Annotated in this window: 13 protein-coding genes; 9 read left to right on the forward strand and 4 right to left on the reverse strand. The window is 63.6% G+C overall.

Annotated elements, in window-relative coordinates; genetic code table 11:
- Positions 1-30: 30 nt before the first annotated feature.
- From ACT3TP_RS08855 to ACT3TP_RS08880, 6 genes are all read left to right on the forward strand, one after another.
- Positions 31-807, forward strand: a complete 777-nt coding sequence (locus ACT3TP_RS08855; RefSeq protein ID WP_096286019.1) for a DeoR/GlpR family DNA-binding transcription regulator — start codon at positions 31-33, stop codon at positions 805-807.
- Complete coding sequence (locus ACT3TP_RS08860) at positions 804-1,781, forward strand: 1-phosphofructokinase family hexose kinase (RefSeq protein WP_105553537.1); 978 nt, start codon at positions 804-806, stop codon at positions 1,779-1,781. Before ACT3TP_RS08855 ends, ACT3TP_RS08860 begins: the two co-directional genes overlap by 4 nt.
- Positions 1,782-1,783: 2 nt before the next feature.
- On the forward strand, positions 1,784-3,799 hold the full coding sequence (locus tag ACT3TP_RS08865; protein ID WP_444620423.1) for a PTS fructose transporter subunit IIABC: 2,016 nt from the start codon (positions 1,784-1,786) through the stop codon (positions 3,797-3,799).
- Positions 3,796-5,520 carry a phosphoenolpyruvate--protein phosphotransferase gene (gene ptsP, locus ACT3TP_RS08870; protein WP_444620424.1) on the forward strand — a complete coding sequence of 575 codons (1,725 nt, stop codon included), beginning with the start codon at positions 3,796-3,798 and terminating at the stop codon, positions 5,518-5,520. The genes ACT3TP_RS08865 and ptsP overlap by 4 nt, the downstream gene beginning before the upstream one ends.
- 54 nt (positions 5,521-5,574) lie before the next feature.
- A complete protein-coding gene (locus ACT3TP_RS08875) occupies positions 5,575-5,853 on the forward strand; it encodes an HPr family phosphocarrier protein (RefSeq protein ID WP_444617131.1) in 279 nt (92 codons plus the stop codon).
- A 316-nt stretch (positions 5,854-6,169) separates the two neighbouring features.
- Positions 6,170-6,910 carry a polysaccharide deacetylase family protein gene (locus ACT3TP_RS08880; protein WP_444620425.1) on the forward strand — a complete coding sequence of 247 codons (741 nt, stop codon included), beginning with the start codon at positions 6,170-6,172 and terminating at the stop codon, positions 6,908-6,910.
- 9 nt (positions 6,911-6,919) lie between these two features.
- Here the strand turns inward: ACT3TP_RS08880 and ACT3TP_RS08885 are convergent, their stop codons facing one another.
- The 3 genes from ACT3TP_RS08885 to ACT3TP_RS08895 all read right to left on the reverse strand — a co-directional run bounded on the left by ACT3TP_RS08885 (position 6,920) and on the right by ACT3TP_RS08895 (position 9,784).
- Positions 6,920-7,351 (reverse strand): SRPBCC family protein, encoded by a 432-nt coding sequence (locus tag ACT3TP_RS08885; RefSeq protein WP_444620426.1) that lies wholly within the window; start codon positions 7,349-7,351, stop codon positions 6,920-6,922.
- Between the two features lie 142 nt (positions 7,352-7,493).
- Positions 7,494-7,862 (reverse strand): hypothetical protein, encoded by a 369-nt coding sequence (locus tag ACT3TP_RS08890; protein WP_444617127.1) that lies wholly within the window; start codon positions 7,860-7,862, stop codon positions 7,494-7,496.
- Positions 7,863-8,128: 266 nt separating this feature from the next.
- Positions 8,129-9,784, reverse strand: coding sequence for a thiamine pyrophosphate-dependent enzyme (locus ACT3TP_RS08895; RefSeq protein ID WP_444620427.1), 1,656 nt, complete (start codon positions 9,782-9,784; stop codon positions 8,129-8,131).
- A 438-nt stretch (positions 9,785-10,222) separates the two neighbouring features.
- On the opposite strand from ACT3TP_RS08895, the gene ACT3TP_RS08900 reads away from it, so the two are divergent.
- The 3 genes from ACT3TP_RS08900 (at position 10,223) to ACT3TP_RS08910 (ending at position 13,916) form a co-directional block, all read left to right on the forward strand.
- Positions 10,223-11,752: a sodium:solute symporter gene (locus ACT3TP_RS08900; RefSeq protein ID WP_096285738.1), complete on the forward strand. Its 1,530-nt coding sequence runs from the start codon at positions 10,223-10,225 to the stop codon at positions 11,750-11,752.
- Positions 11,753-12,346: 594 nt separating this feature from the next.
- Positions 12,347-12,628, forward strand: a complete 282-nt coding sequence (locus tag ACT3TP_RS08905; RefSeq protein WP_096285740.1) for a helix-turn-helix domain-containing protein — start codon at positions 12,347-12,349, stop codon at positions 12,626-12,628.
- A 1-nt stretch (position 12,629) separates the two neighbouring features.
- Positions 12,630-13,916, forward strand: coding sequence for a HipA domain-containing protein (locus ACT3TP_RS08910; RefSeq protein WP_444617122.1), 1,287 nt, complete (start codon positions 12,630-12,632; stop codon positions 13,914-13,916).
- On the opposite strand, the gene ACT3TP_RS08915 is transcribed toward ACT3TP_RS08910, so the two are convergent.
- A complete protein-coding gene (locus tag ACT3TP_RS08915) occupies positions 13,897-14,256 on the reverse strand; it encodes an NUDIX domain-containing protein (protein ID WP_444620428.1) in 360 nt (119 codons plus the stop codon). The two genes, ACT3TP_RS08910 and ACT3TP_RS08915, sit on opposite strands and share 20 nt — an antisense overlap.
- Positions 14,257-14,268 lie beyond the last annotated feature (12 nt).

The raw sequence follows: 14,268 nt of genomic DNA on the forward strand, positions 1-14,268 counted from the left end.
GTTGTAGATCATGACTTCATGGAGGCGCAGATGTTTGCCGAGGAAAGACACCGGCTAATCACTGATCAGTTGGCGAATGCCGGGAAAGTAACCGTCGCTCAGCTGGCCCAGCGCTTCGAGATCACCGCCGAAACGGTCCGCCGCGATCTGGCCCAGATGGAATCAGAGAACCTCTTGCGCCGGGTGCACGGCGGTGCGGTCGCGGCCAGCGAGGCGAGCACCCGCGAGGAAAGCTATGTAGCCCGCACTGCCATCCACGCCGAGGCCAAGGCCCGGATTGCCCAGCGCGCGCTGAGCCTGCTCCCGGTCTCCGATGCCTCGGTCATTCTCGATGCGGGAACCACCACCGAGATTCTCGCCGAACGCATGGTGAAAACCAATGCAGGGTCGGGGCTCGTGGTGATCACCCACGCGCTGCCGATCGCCACCGCGCTGATGCAAAGCCCGCAGATTGCCTTGGAAATGATTGGCGGACGAGTTCGCGGAATCACCGGCGCCAGCAGCGGGGCGCGCACCGCACAGGAATACGCGAACTACCGCGCAGACATTGCTTTTATCGGAACCAACGGCCTGCATGCCGGCTTCGGGCTGAGCACCCCGGACCCGTTGGAAGCCGCCGTCAAAACGGCGCTGGTCGCCAGCGCCCGCCGGGTGGTCCTCCTGGTGGATTCCTCGAAATTCGAGCAGGAAACCCTGGTCCGCTTCGCGCGGCTGGACCAGGTGGACACGATCGTCACCGATCACGCCCCGGAAGCCGAGCTGTCCCGCGCCCTGGAACTAGCCGAGGTAGAGGTAGTGGTCGCATGATTATCACCCTGACCTGCAACCCGGCCCTGGACAAGACCATCGAGCTGCTGGATCCGCTGGCCCACGGAGCGGTCCAGCGCGCGGCCAGAAGCCACACCCAAGCCGCCGGCAAGGGAGTCAATGTTTCCCGGGCGATCTCGATCGCCGGTGCCCAGAGCCTGGCATTGCTCCCCGGAGCGGCCAATGACCCCTTGATCGCGGCGCTGCGCGGCGACGGGCTTGAGTTCAAGGCGCTGCCCATCGATGGGCCCTTGCGCACCAACATCGCCATCACCGACCCGGACGGCACCACCACGAAGATCAACGAATCGGGTCCGGTGCTCACGGCCGAGGCGCTGAACGCACTGAGCGCGCTGGTGCTGGAATCCGCTGGCGCAGCCCAATGGGTGGTGATGGCCGGCTCGCTGCCACCGGGAGCACCCGCAGATTTCTACGCCCAGCTCACCGCGGCACTGCGCGATGCGCTCGGGGTGAATTGCCCGAACATCGCCGTGGACACCTCCGGTGAACCGCTGCGCCAGCTCTTTGCCCACGGCCCAAGCCACGTCCCGGATCTGATCAAGCCAAATGCCGAGGAACTGGCCGAACTGGTGGGCTCGCAGCTCACCGAGGAGCAGCTCGAGGCCGACGCCGAGCTGACCGCGAGCACCTGCCGCGACCTGCTCGAACGCGGGGCCGGCGCGGTGCTTGCCACCCTCGGAGCGCACGGCGCCGTGCTGGCAACGGGCCAGGGCGCCTGGCATGGCTGGCACCAGCCGATCACCGCCCGCAGCACCGTGGGCGCCGGAGACTCTTCGCTGGCAGGCTACCTGCTCGCGGCCATCTCCGGGGCAGCACCGGATCAGTGTCTTGGCTCCGCCATCGCCTACGGCGCGGCGGCGGCCTCACTTCCCGGCTCAACCATTCCCGCACCATCCGATCTCACCGTGGACGCCGTCACCGTTCTCGCACTAACCCCAAGGCAAGGATCATAGCTATGAGCGACCTGATCACCACCCAGCTCGTCACCCTCGACGCGCACTTGGGCACCTCGACCTCCGAGGTCATCAACCATCTGGCGCATTTGGTGGCCCAGGCCTCCCGCGCCACCGACGCCTCGGCTTTGGCCGAGCATGCGCTGGCCCGAGAAGACAAAACGGCAACCGGCGTCCCCGGGGGCATCGCGATCCCGCACTGCCGTTCGGCGGCCGTGACCATCCCGACCCTGGCCATGGCGCGCCTGGCCACCCCGGTGGACTTCGGAGCCAAGGACGGCCCGGCGGATCTGATCTTCTTCATCGCCGCCCCGGAAGGCGCCGACAAGGATCATTTGAAGCTGCTCTCCAAGCTGGCCCGCGCACTGGTCAAGAAGACCTTCACCGGCGCCCTGCGTGAAGCCAAGAGCGACGAGGAAATCGTCGCACTGGTCTCCGCGGTGATCTCCGATAGCCCCACGGCGCCTGCCGCGGCGGGCACCGCACCTGCCGCGCAGCCCGAAGCGCCGGCTGCTACCGCGAAGGTCTCCAGGATCGTTGCGGTCACCGCCTGCCCCACGGGCATCGCGCACACCTACATGGCGGCCGACTCGCTGGCGCAAAGCGCCGAGGAGCTCGGCATCGACTTCGCTGTGGAAACCCAGGGCTCCTCCGGCTCAACCGCCTTGGACCCGGCGGTAATCGAAGCCGCCGACGCGGTGATCTTCGCGGTAGACGTCGACGTGCGTGACCGCTCGCGTTTCGCCGGCAAACCGGTGATCCAGGTTCCCGTCAAACGCGGCATCGACGAGCCGGAAAAGCTCTTGCAGGATGCCATCGCCGCGGCCACCGATCCCAACGCGCGCAAGGTTCCCGCCGGCACGGCCGCCGCGGAATCCGAACAGGGCGGCGGCAAGCAAGGCTTCGGCGCCGACCTGAAGCGTGCACTGCTCACCGGCGTCTCCTACATGATCCCGTTTGTCGCCGGCGGCGGTTTGCTGATCGCCTTAGGCTTCCTGCTCGGCGGTTACGACATCACCGACGTGGCCGATCAGTACCTGGCGGAGACGACGCTGTTCAATCTGCCGGACGAGGGGCTCCTGGCCTTCCTCGGCGCGGTCGCCTTCAAGATCGGCGGGTTGTCCATGGGCTTCCTAGTGCCGGCGCTGGCCGGCTACATCGCCTACGCCTACGCCGACCGTCCGGGCATCGCCCCTGGCTTCACCGCCGGTGCGGTGGCCGGGTTCATGGGAGCCGGCTTCCTCGGCGGCATCGTCGGCGGCCTGATTGCCGGACTCGCGGCACGCTGGATCAGCTCATGGAACGTTCCGCGCTGGCTGCGCGGTCTGATGCCGGTGGTCATCGTGCCGCTGCTGGGCTCGATCATCGCCTCGGGGCTGATGATCCTCTTCCTCGGCGGCCCGATCGCAAAACTCACCGAAGCCTTGAACTCATGGCTATCGGGCATGTCGGGCACCGCCGCGGCAATTCTTGGACTGATTCTCGGCCTGATGATGGCGGTAGATCTGGGCGGACCGGTCAACAAGGTTGCTTACTCCTTCGCCGTGGCAGGACTGGGAGCCGGCTCGATTACCGATAACCCGGCACCGCTGATGATCATGGCGGCGGTTATGGCCGCGGGCATGGTTCCACCACTGGCCATGGCGCTGGCCACCGCGGTCTCCCCGAGGCTCTTCACCGGGGCCGAACGCGAGAACGGCAAGGCGGCCTGGCTGCTCGGTGCCGCGTTCATCTCCGAAGGGGCAATTCCCTTCGCCGCGGCGGATCCGCTGCGCGTCATCCCGGCCTCGATGGTCGGCGCCGGGGTCACCGGTTCGCTGATCATGACCTTTGATGTGGTCAGCCAGGCACCCCACGGCGGAGCCTTCGTCTTCTTCGCGATGAACAACACCTGGCCGATGTTCTTGCTGGCAACGCTCATCGGCACGCTGGTTTCCGCGGCGCTGGTGATTATCTTGAAGAAATTCGTCCGCAAGTCCGCGACGCCGGGCATAGAGAATGCGAAGGTCGGCGCATGAGCACCCCTAGCGTAGAAAAGTTCTCCGGCGTCGGGGTCAGCGCGGGCCGGGTCATCGGCACCGTGCGGCGCATGCCCGATCCGATCAGCGCTCCGGCCGACGGCGCCCCGTTCGCCCCGGGGGCCAGCGTGGAGAGCGAAACCGCCCGACTGGCCGAGGCCACCGCGACGGTCGCGGCACAGCTGAAGGAACGCGCGGCGCATGCCACCGGAGACGCTCAAGCGGTGCTCAAGGCCACCGCGCTGATGGCCAGCGACCGCAGCCTGCTGAAGTCCGCGACGAAGCTTGTCGCCTCGGGCACCTGCGCCGAGTCGGCGCTCTGGGAAGCCGCCGACGCGGTGGCCACCCAGCTTGCGGCGCTCGGCGGCTACATGGCCGAACGCGCCGGCGACGTGCTGGATGTGCGGGCGCGCATCGTGGCCCAGCTGCGCGGGGTCCCCGCCCCGGGAATCCCCGACTCGGACGAGCCCTTTGTGCTCGTTGCGGTGGACCTGGCGCCGGCGGATACCGCCACCCTGGATCCGGCCAAGGTCTTAGCCCTGGTCACCAGCGACGGCGGCCCGCAGTCCCACACCGCGATCATCGCCCGCTCCCTGGGCTTGCCTGCCATCGTCGCGGCGAGCGAGACCACCGCGCTGCGCGATGCGGACCGGGTGTACGTGGACGGCATCGACGGGCTGGTGGTGCGCAACCCCACCGAGGTCGAGGTCGCCATCGCGCGCACCTACGCCAACCGCGAGCAGCTGCCGGACTTCGACGGCAGCGGCGTGCTGGCCGACGGGCACCGCGTCCCGCTGCTGGCCAACGTCGGAAGCGGCGAGGACGCGCAGGCGGCCGCCGCGGCCGGAGCCGAAGGCGTGGGCCTGCTGCGTACCGAGTTCTGCTTCCTGGGACGCGAAAAGGAACCTTCCCACGAGGAGCAGGTCGCGGCCTACGGTGCGGTCTTCGCGGCGTTCGCGCAGCAGAAGGTCGTGGTGCGCACGCTGGATGCCGGCGCCGACAAGCCATTGCCATTCCTCACCGATACCAGCGAGCCGAACCCGGCCCTCGGGGTGCGCGGCTACCGCACCGATACCACCAGTCCCGGCGTGCTGGCCCGCCAGCTCACCGCGATCTCCGAGGCGGCCGCCGCCCACCAGGCCGAGGTCTGGACCATGGCCCCGATGATTTCCACGCCCGCCGAGGCACAGGATTTCGCGGCGCTGGTCGCCGAGGCGAAGCTGCCCACCGCCGGGGTGATGATCGAGGTGCCCTCGGCCGCGCTGCTGGCCGAGCGGATCCTGGAACGCTGCGATTTTGTCTCCATCGGAACCAACGACCTGACGCAGTACACCATGGCCGCCGACCGGCAGCTGGGTTCGCTGGCGGAACTCAACGACCCCTGGCAGCCTGCGGTGCTGCACATGGTCGCGGCCACCTGCGCCGGGGCGCAAGGCGCCGGGGCGCAAGGCGCCGGGGCGCAAGGCGCCGGGGCCAAACCGGTAGGCGTGTGCGGTGAAGCCGCGGCGGATCCCGCGCTCGCGGTGGTGCTCGTGGGTCTGGGAGTCAGCACGCTGTCGATGAATAAGCGTGCGCTCGCTCCGGTAGCGGCGGTGCTGCGCACCGTGGACCTGGCGGCCGCGCAGGATTTGGCACGCCTCGCCTTGCAGGCGGCCTCGGCGGATGAGGCTCGCGCTCTGGTGCGCGCGCAGCTGCCCGAACTGGACCGTTTCGGACTGTAACCGAAGACCTAAGTACTTTAAGCTTACGAATACCACCGATCAGAAGGAGCCATCATGGCAGAACGTACAGCAATCATTGGAAGCCGGGTTGGCCTGCATGCCCGTCCGGCTGCAATCTTCGCCGAAGCCGCCGGTGAGCTTCCGGTTGAGGTCACCATCGCGCTGGAAGGAGAACCTGCCGAGGACGCGCTGGATGCCTCGAGCATCCTCTCGCTGATGGGGCTGGGAGCCGAATACGGCACCAAGGTAGTGCTGCGCGCCGAAGGCGAAGGAGCCGAGGCCTCCCTGGATCAGCTGGTCACGCTCCTGGAAATTGACCACGACTCCGAGTAGCCAAGGCTTCTCTGCTTAGCCCCGTGCCGCACCCATCAAGGGTGCGGCACGGGGCTTTTGCGTGCACCGGAATTTACTGATTGATAAACTTCAAGCAGTGGCTGGATAATTGGATTTACACGCATCTATGCAGGAGCACCCGTGAGCCGCGTGCAAGACTCGGTGCGGCACCTAGTTAAACCATTCACCCACCGAGATTATGCGCTGCTCATCATGCGCGCTGCCGCGCAGCCGGCTGCGCAGAGTTAGCCGTGAAATTCGCGCCGTGGGGCGTGGCAACTTGGCGCCAGCGCCATGGGAGGTAGATGGTTGAAGGATGAGTTCGTTCTCCCGCCGCGGCTACCGCTTTTCCGTGCTGGCTATCGCCATCGCCTTGCTTGCCGGCTGCGCCGCGCAGCCTGCGGCGCAGCAGACACCTGCCGAGCCAAGCCCCGCAGCCGTGGACTGCGCGGCCACCAAGTGCGCCGCGCTGACCTTTGACGATGGGCCCGGGGAGTTCACCGACAGGCTTTTGGACGAATTGGGCGCGCAGCACACCCCGGCCACCTTCTTCGTGCTGGGCAAAAACGTCAAGAAGTACCCGAAAACCCTGGAGCGCATGGTCCAAGAGGGACACCAGATCGGCAGCCACACCTTTGACCACAAGGATCTGACCACGTTGACCGCCGAAGGCATCGAGCAGGAGGTGCAATGGACCGAGGTAGCGATCGAAGAGGCCGCCGGGGTGCGCCCCGCCATCCTCCGCCCGCCCTACGGTTCCCACGGCGCGGTTTATGACCGGCTGGTGCCCTACCCGCTGGTGCTATGGGATGTGGACACCCTGGACTGGCAGCATCACGACCCGAAGAAGACCGTGGAAATAGCCATGGAGGAAGTCGACCCCGGCTCCATCATCTTGATGCACGACATCCATGAAAGTTCGGTCCAGGCCGTGCCGCAGCTGGTGGAAGAACTTCGGCAGGCGGGCTACACCCTGGTGACCATCGAGCAGCTTTTCTCCGGAACCGAGTTCAAGGATTCCAAGGCCTATGACAAGCGCAGCATGCCGCACAGCTGATAGGTTCCGCTATGGAGCCTGCTCGGCGTAGAGCCTGAGCTGATCGAGCATATCTCCCTCGGCCTCGCGCACCGAGGCGGCAAGCTCTTCGCATTGCTCAACGGTGGGGTCCGGATTGATCACCGCCACCTGGAGCACCACTTCGGTGTATCCGGCATCGTCTTTCAGGTCAAAACGGTAGGAGAGGCCATCTGGATTTTCGGAAGTGTGCGCCACCAGCAGTCGGTTCTCGATCAGGTCGTGGATCCGGTAGTGGCGTTCGTGCTTGCCTACCCGATAGATCAACTGCGTGCCTACGCGTAGCTGCACGTCATCAGAGTGCATGGTGGCAATGCCCGGCATCCATAACGGGGTGGCTGCCCAGTCGGTCAGCAGTTCCCAGACGCGGTGCACCGGCAGGTGAATCACCACGGTGCTTTCAAAGACGCTGAACTGGCTCATAGCGGCATCGTCCCACCAATCATGCGATATGGAAATAGCAGGATCCATTTTTCCGCTCCGGCCTGCCGGTTTCGGCGAGCAAAAAACCGACCCGTCCACGGCGCACCATGGGCGGATCGGCTTCGTGCTGGGGGATCTGGGTTTACCAGTCGTCCTCGTCATCGGCTTCGGAGGTTCCCAATTCGGGTTCCTGCTCTTGGTCGAAGTTGTACCAGGCTTCGGTGAAGCCCACCATCTCGTCCAAGGCTTCCTGCTGATCCTCGTCCAGCGCCTCAAGCGCTTCGTCGTTGTTCAGGATCGCTGTCACCGCAAGGAACGGGTGGCGCTCAAAGTAATCCAGTGGAGTGGCTCCCCGATTGAAGGTCAGGTCTTCGCTCTGCGCAAACAGCTCAATGTATTGCCCCACGGCGCCCGGCAATCGGGTCAGCGAGATGCCGGATAGGGATTCGTTGTAGATTTCGGCAGTGGCATCGGCCCACTGCTCAATGAGCTCTTCGCTCATTTGTGCCATCTGATTCTCCGCCTTGGTGGGTTGGGATTGGATTGCTCTCGTATTCCGTAGGAATTCAGCTTAAACCGTCCCACGGGGCATGCCAAGGCGATAGGAGTGGGATTTATCATTGCCCGCGTGCGCACGCCACGCCATCGGCAGGAGGCCCGGTCCTCCGCGGCAGCTTTCGCATCGCTCGGGAGGCCGATTTCCGGGTGCCTGGCAGAGGTTAAAGCGCCCAGCGAGCGCCGTCGGGGCACTCGCTGGGCGCTGCGTCTTGGAGCCGCCTAGTAGGCCTTGACGCCCTGTTCCACGATCAAATGGATCAACGCAAAGGTTTTCTCTCCGTCGATTGCGGCGAGCGCCGCTTCGACTGCCGCGGGAACGTCCGCGTCCTTTTCGACGCGCACCCCGTACCCGCCGAAGGCCTGGGCCATCAGCGCGAAGTCCGGATTCTGCAGCTGCGTGCCGGAGACACGGCCCGGGTACTGGCGTTCCTGGTGGGTTCGGATGGTGCCGTACTGCTGGTTGTCCATGACGATAACCAGCGGGGTGGCGCCATACTGGGTGGCGGTGGCCAGTTCCTGGCCGTTCATCATGAATTCTCCGTCCCCGGCGATGCTGACCACTTGGCGTCCCGGGTAGGACAGCGAAGCGGCCACCGCCGAAGGGATGGAATAACCCATCGAACCGTTACGCGCCGAGAGCATCGAGGCGTAGCCGTTGGTGGGGAAGTAGCGATGCGCCCAGTTGGTGTGCTCGCCGGCCCCGAAGGTCACCATGGCATCTTCCGGGAGGGAATCGACCAGGTTGGCCATGAGAGTTGCCATCCGGGCTTGGCCTTCCGCCGGAACCGCCGAAGGCAGCTGGGCGAACTTCTCCTGCTCGCCGCGCATGCGGCCAGTCCATGCGCGCCAGGAATCCTTGACCTTCAGATCCATGAGCATCAGGTCGCGGACGAAAACGTCGGGCTTGGCCACGATCTGGTGCGAGACGGGCCCCGAACGGCCACGCAGCGAGGGGTCGATAGTGACCAGGAAATTCTTCTTATCCCAGTTTTGGCGGATGTTGAAGCCATCGGTAATCACGTCTCCGGGCACGGTGCCTACGAAGATGAGCAGGTCCGTTTCTTCAAGCAGGTCATAGGTGGGCTTGGGACGGCCGTACCCGATGGGCCCCACATATGACGGGGAGTTGAACGGCACGGTTCCTTCGCAACGCCATTCGGCGGCGGCCGGCAGGTCGTGCTCTTCGAGCCAGCTGGTGAAGTTTGCCGCCCCCTCATGGGACCAGTCGTTGCCGCCGAAAATGAACAGCGGCTTATCGGCTTCCTGCAGCGCCTCGTTCAACGCTTTCCAGTCGGTGACCGTCATGCCGCCGGTAGCGACAGGGATCGCAGGGTGCACCTCCGCAGGCACCTGCCGGGTGATGATATCTTCGGGCAGTCCGACCACCACCGGGCCAGGGCGTCCGGACATGGCGGCGAACATGGCTTCGGCGACGATTTCCGAGGCGCGATCGGGGTGGTCCAAGATCATCACGCGCTTGGCGCCGGTACCGAACCAGGCCTTTGGATCGAATTCTTGGAAGGCCTCCTTGCCCCGGTGCTCGAAGGGAATCAGCCCCACGAAGAGCACCAGCGGAGTGGAGTCCTGCCACGCGGTGTGCAAACCGACGTGGGCGTTCGCGGCACCCGGGCCACGGGTGACCATCGCGATTCCCGGGCGCTGGTGCATTTTGCCATCGGCTTCGGCCATATAAGTGGCTCCGCCTTCATGGCGGCAGACGATGGTGTCGATGGCCGAGTGGTGCAGGCCGTCAAGGACGTCGAGGTAGCTTTCGCCCGGTACGACGTAGGCGCGCTCCACGCCATGGGCTGCAAGGGTGTCGACAATGACGTGTCCGGCCGACTTCATTGTCGACGGCTGACCATTTTCACTCATCTTTTAGGCGTCTTTCTATCGAAAACTTGGGGGACGCGCATACGAAAAAAGGTGCCACAGAGGCACCGGATGCAACGTTGCGTCGTCCTGAAACAGTACTCGAGTCCACGCAGCATCGCACAAGATCCATGGATTGCTACGCAAATATGACAGACTGCCCAGCGATCATTCATATCGCTCGTCAAATTGTCCATAAAATTACGGCGGGTAGGTCAGTGTGTTCCATCACAGCAACCAAGGGTAAATCGGGCAGGTCGCACCGCACTTCACCCGCAGCCTGCCGGGCCGCGCCTCGGATGCCCCGCAACCGTCGAGGCAATCACCGGGCAAGCTTCATGTGTTTGACGACACACCGCTATCACCAATAGCCTGTAGAACAACAAAAGTTTACTTACGGTAATCTCGATTGCCCGCCCTCACAGAACACAGGCCACCTTCATGGAATACATCAACGGAATAATCGTTGCAGCTTATCTGGCGGCAATGCTGCTCTTCGGATGGTGGGGAAAATCGCGCACCAAGAACAGCAGCGACTACCTCGTCGCCGGACGCCGGCTAGGCCCCTTCCTCTACACCGGCACCATGGCGGCCGTCGTGCTCGGCGGCGCCTCCACCGTGGGCGGCGTCGGGCTGGGCTATAAATGGGGCATCTCGGGAATGTGGCTGGTGGTCGCCATCGGGGCCGGAGTCATCCTGCTCTCGCTCTGCTTCGCGCCGACATTGCAAAGACTGAAGGTCTTCACAGTGTCGCAAATGCTGACCCTGCGCTACGGCAGCAAGTCGGCCACCAACACCTCGGGCATGGTCATGCTCGCCTACACCCTGATGCTCTGCGCGACATCCACCAGTGCGTACGCGACGATCTTCGTGGTGCTCTTCGATTGGGAGAAGTGGCACGCCATCGCCATCGGCGGGGCGATCGTGGTGGTCTACTCGACTATCGGCGGCATGTGGTCAATCACCCTGGCAGACCAGGTGCAGTTCATCATCAAAACGATCGGCATCTTCTTCTTGATGCTGCCCTTCGCCTTGAACGCAGCCGGCGGAATGGCTGGCATCCGCGAACGAGTGGATGCCGAGTTCTTCAGCTTCACCGGCATCGGGTTGCAGTCAATCATCACCTACTTTGTTGTCTATACCCTTGGCTTGCTCATCGGCCAGGACATCTGGCAGCGCGTATTCACCGCTAAAACCCCAAAGGTGGCCCGCTGGGGCGGCACCACCGCAGGAATTTACTGCATCATCTATGGCGCTGCCGGAGCGATTATCGGCATGGCGGCCCGGGTAGCCCTGCCGGACATCGTCGGAGCTGACTCCAACCAGGACGTGGTCTACGCGGAGGTCGCAACCCAGTTGCTGCCGGTTGCCGTAGGCGGCTTGGTCATGGCCGCTGCGGTGGCTGCAATGATGTCAACCGCATCCGGCGCATTGATCGCCGCGGCCACCGTGGCACGCGCCGACGTCACCCCCTTTGTTGCCAGCTGGTTCGGCAAGACCGTCCAGGCCAACTCCGACGAAAATCCGGAGCATGACGTGCGCGCAAACCGCATCTGGGTCCTGCTCCTCGGCATAGTCACGGTCTCGCTGGCGATTCTGGTTGATGATGTGGTCGCTGCGCTCACCATCGCCTATGACATTCTGGTCGGCGGACTGCTGGTCGCCATCATTGGCGGGCTGATTTGGAAGCGCGGAAACGGCATCGGTGCCGCGGTCTCCATGGCGGCCGGTACAGTCGTCACCCTGGGCACTATGATCATCTTAGAGATCCAGGCCGAGGAAAAATTCGCCGGCGTATACGCAAATGAGCCGATCTACTACGGACTAATTGCCTCGGCGCTGACCTTCGTGATCGTCTCCCTGCTCACCCGACCCACCTCCGCGCAGGTCATCGAGCATTGGAATCAACGAGTGGCAGGCAAGATCCAGGACGCTCCGGCCAGCACTACGGCACAGGAGTCAGCACTCTAGACCAGTAGGCAACATCGGGGCGAACCCTCGTATTCGAGTCCCGCGCTCAGCCGTGAACGTCGCTGAGCACGGGGCTCGTTTTGTTATTCGGCATCCAGCGTCACGGAATAGGCTGCGCAGGAATCCGGGAGGGCCATGAAATTATGAGTTCACAATTCAGCAGGACGCGTCTTTGCCGTACGGGAACTTGGAAACAGCAGTTTTGCAGCGTTGGAATCTCGGCATCTTTATCGCTCCCGCCAAATTGAAACCCTTTATTTCCGATCTGTCGTTAATGCTCATATTTTCATCACCTGAAATAGTAGGTGCGGCAGCTACCCTAGGCCGAGCATGATGATTGCCACGGTGACCATGATGATCAGCTTGCTGGTGGTGCTGGCCTTTTGGCACCTTAGCGGTAATGCGCAGTTTTTTGGCCTTTAGCGGCGCACGGCAATTAAAGACCAAACTTCTGGGCGTTAATGCTCACCATGCACTAATGCACAGGATTCTGCTCATTAAAGTCACCGACCTACTAAAACGCAAAAATCAGTACATTATGATGTCATTGGGGTTAATTCACGATAAAATGGGCTTTAAGAGAAAGGCGGGCGCATGCGAAACGACCCCAAAGCCATAGGAAGCACCTTGCGCAAACAGCGCATCGACCTCGGACTGAGCCAAGAGGACGTCGCCGACCAGCTCGGCATCTCCCGCAACACCATCAGCGCGATCGAAAACGGCAAGCTCGGCAACGCCAACATCCTGCTCGAAATCATGTCCCTCCTCGGCCTGGATCTGCTCATCGCCCCACGCCACTCCGGCGAAACCAACGCCATCCGCAACAGCATGGCCCGCAACGCCCGCAGCATCCACCACCGAGTCAAGAGGAGCTGACGTGGCAGACCCGCAACTGGCGCTATGGTTCGACGGAGTGCACACGGCCACCATCACCGATCACGGCTTCGGCACCATATCCCTGCAGTACACCCCCGAAGCTCAAAACAGCAGCGCACTGCTGTCCACCAAGCTGCCCATCCGGGAAGAACCCTACCCCTGGGTCGAATGCGTCCACTTCCTGGACGGCCTGCTGCCAGAAGACGACGTCCGCAAAATGCTCGCCGACAAGGCGAGAATCCCGCACGAGGACACCTTCATGATGCTCGGCGCCTACGGCAAGGACTGCGCCGGCGCCGTCCAAGTGCTCCCCCTGGGCGAAGAGCCCAACAACGAACCGCACAAAATCCGCTGGACCACCGACGAGGAACTGGCCAAAGCCATCGCCAGCCTGCCCACAGCACCCCTGGGCATCGGCATCGACAGCTCCATCCGGGTGAGCCTGGGAGGACTCCAAGGCAAGCTGCTCGTAGTCCGCGACGGACCCCGCATCGGCATGCCCCTGGACGGCAGTCCCACCACCCACATCCTCAAACCCGCGCGGCTGAATGAAGACGGCACCGAACAATGGCCGTCCATCGCCGAGCTGGAACTGTTCGGCCTGAGACTGGTCGAAGCCTCCGTGCGCCTGAGCCGCTCCAAACGCCAAATCGCCGCCGCCGCCGAAGTCATCACCGTCCAAGGCCGCAAAGCAATCCTGGTTGAACGCTACGACCGCGACGCCCGATCCAAACCGGTGCGGCGCATCCACCAGGAGGACTTCTGCCAAGCGCTCGGCATGAAGCAGAAGTACCAGAAACCCGCAGAGAACTCCCCCACGCTGAAGCTAGTCGCCCAGGTCCTCACCGACAACGCTTCAAATCCTCCGCAAGAGCGAGAACTGCTGCTCAAATACCTGACCGTGAATCTGGCCTTGGGGAACTGCGACATGCACGCCCGGAACATCGGATTGACCATCGACCGCGGAACCGTGCGACTGGCGCCGGCCTACGATGTGGTCCCCACCGCCGCATGGGCGCATGCCGATCGCGAGCTGTCCCTGCACGTAGGCGCCGGTGCGCACATCGACGAGGTCGATGGAAGGCATCTGATGGATGAAGCGGCCTCCTGGGGTGTCCCTTCGAAAATTGCCGCCAGGCAGATCCGTACCGCCCTGGGAGAGATGCTTGATGCGCTCCCGGCGCTCATCGAGCAATCGCGCGCAGAAGGCTGGTTCACCCCCATGATCCTCGACGTTGCCGATGACACCAGAAAACGCATCGGCCGGCTCACCCCGCCAAGTGCCTAGCGAAAAGGGAGCTGGACCCTAGTTCCTCACTCACTTCGCGCACGCCCGCATCGAGAGGAGACTCGCCTGGTTCAGGCTTGCCACCCGGGACCATGAAAGTTGCCGTACCTCGTTTGCGGACTGCCAGAACCTGCCCGGCCTCGTGCCCGGTACTGCCCGCTGACAGTAATCTGTTCTGGAATTCGAGTTTCTTCTTGGTCCACCCACGGGCTGGGTGTGCATGTTCGGAGAAACCACCATGCCCGCCATCCAATCCTAGAACTTCATCTTGGGGTGCATGAATCCCACTACCAACACGTCTTAGGTTCGAGCGCACGAAAAAAGAGCCGTCGCAGTTCATCAATCAATGAAC

Source organism: Glutamicibacter sp. AOP38-B1-38 (assembly GCF_052377485.1).
Taxonomy (GTDB): domain Bacteria; phylum Actinomycetota; class Actinomycetes; order Actinomycetales; family Micrococcaceae; genus Glutamicibacter.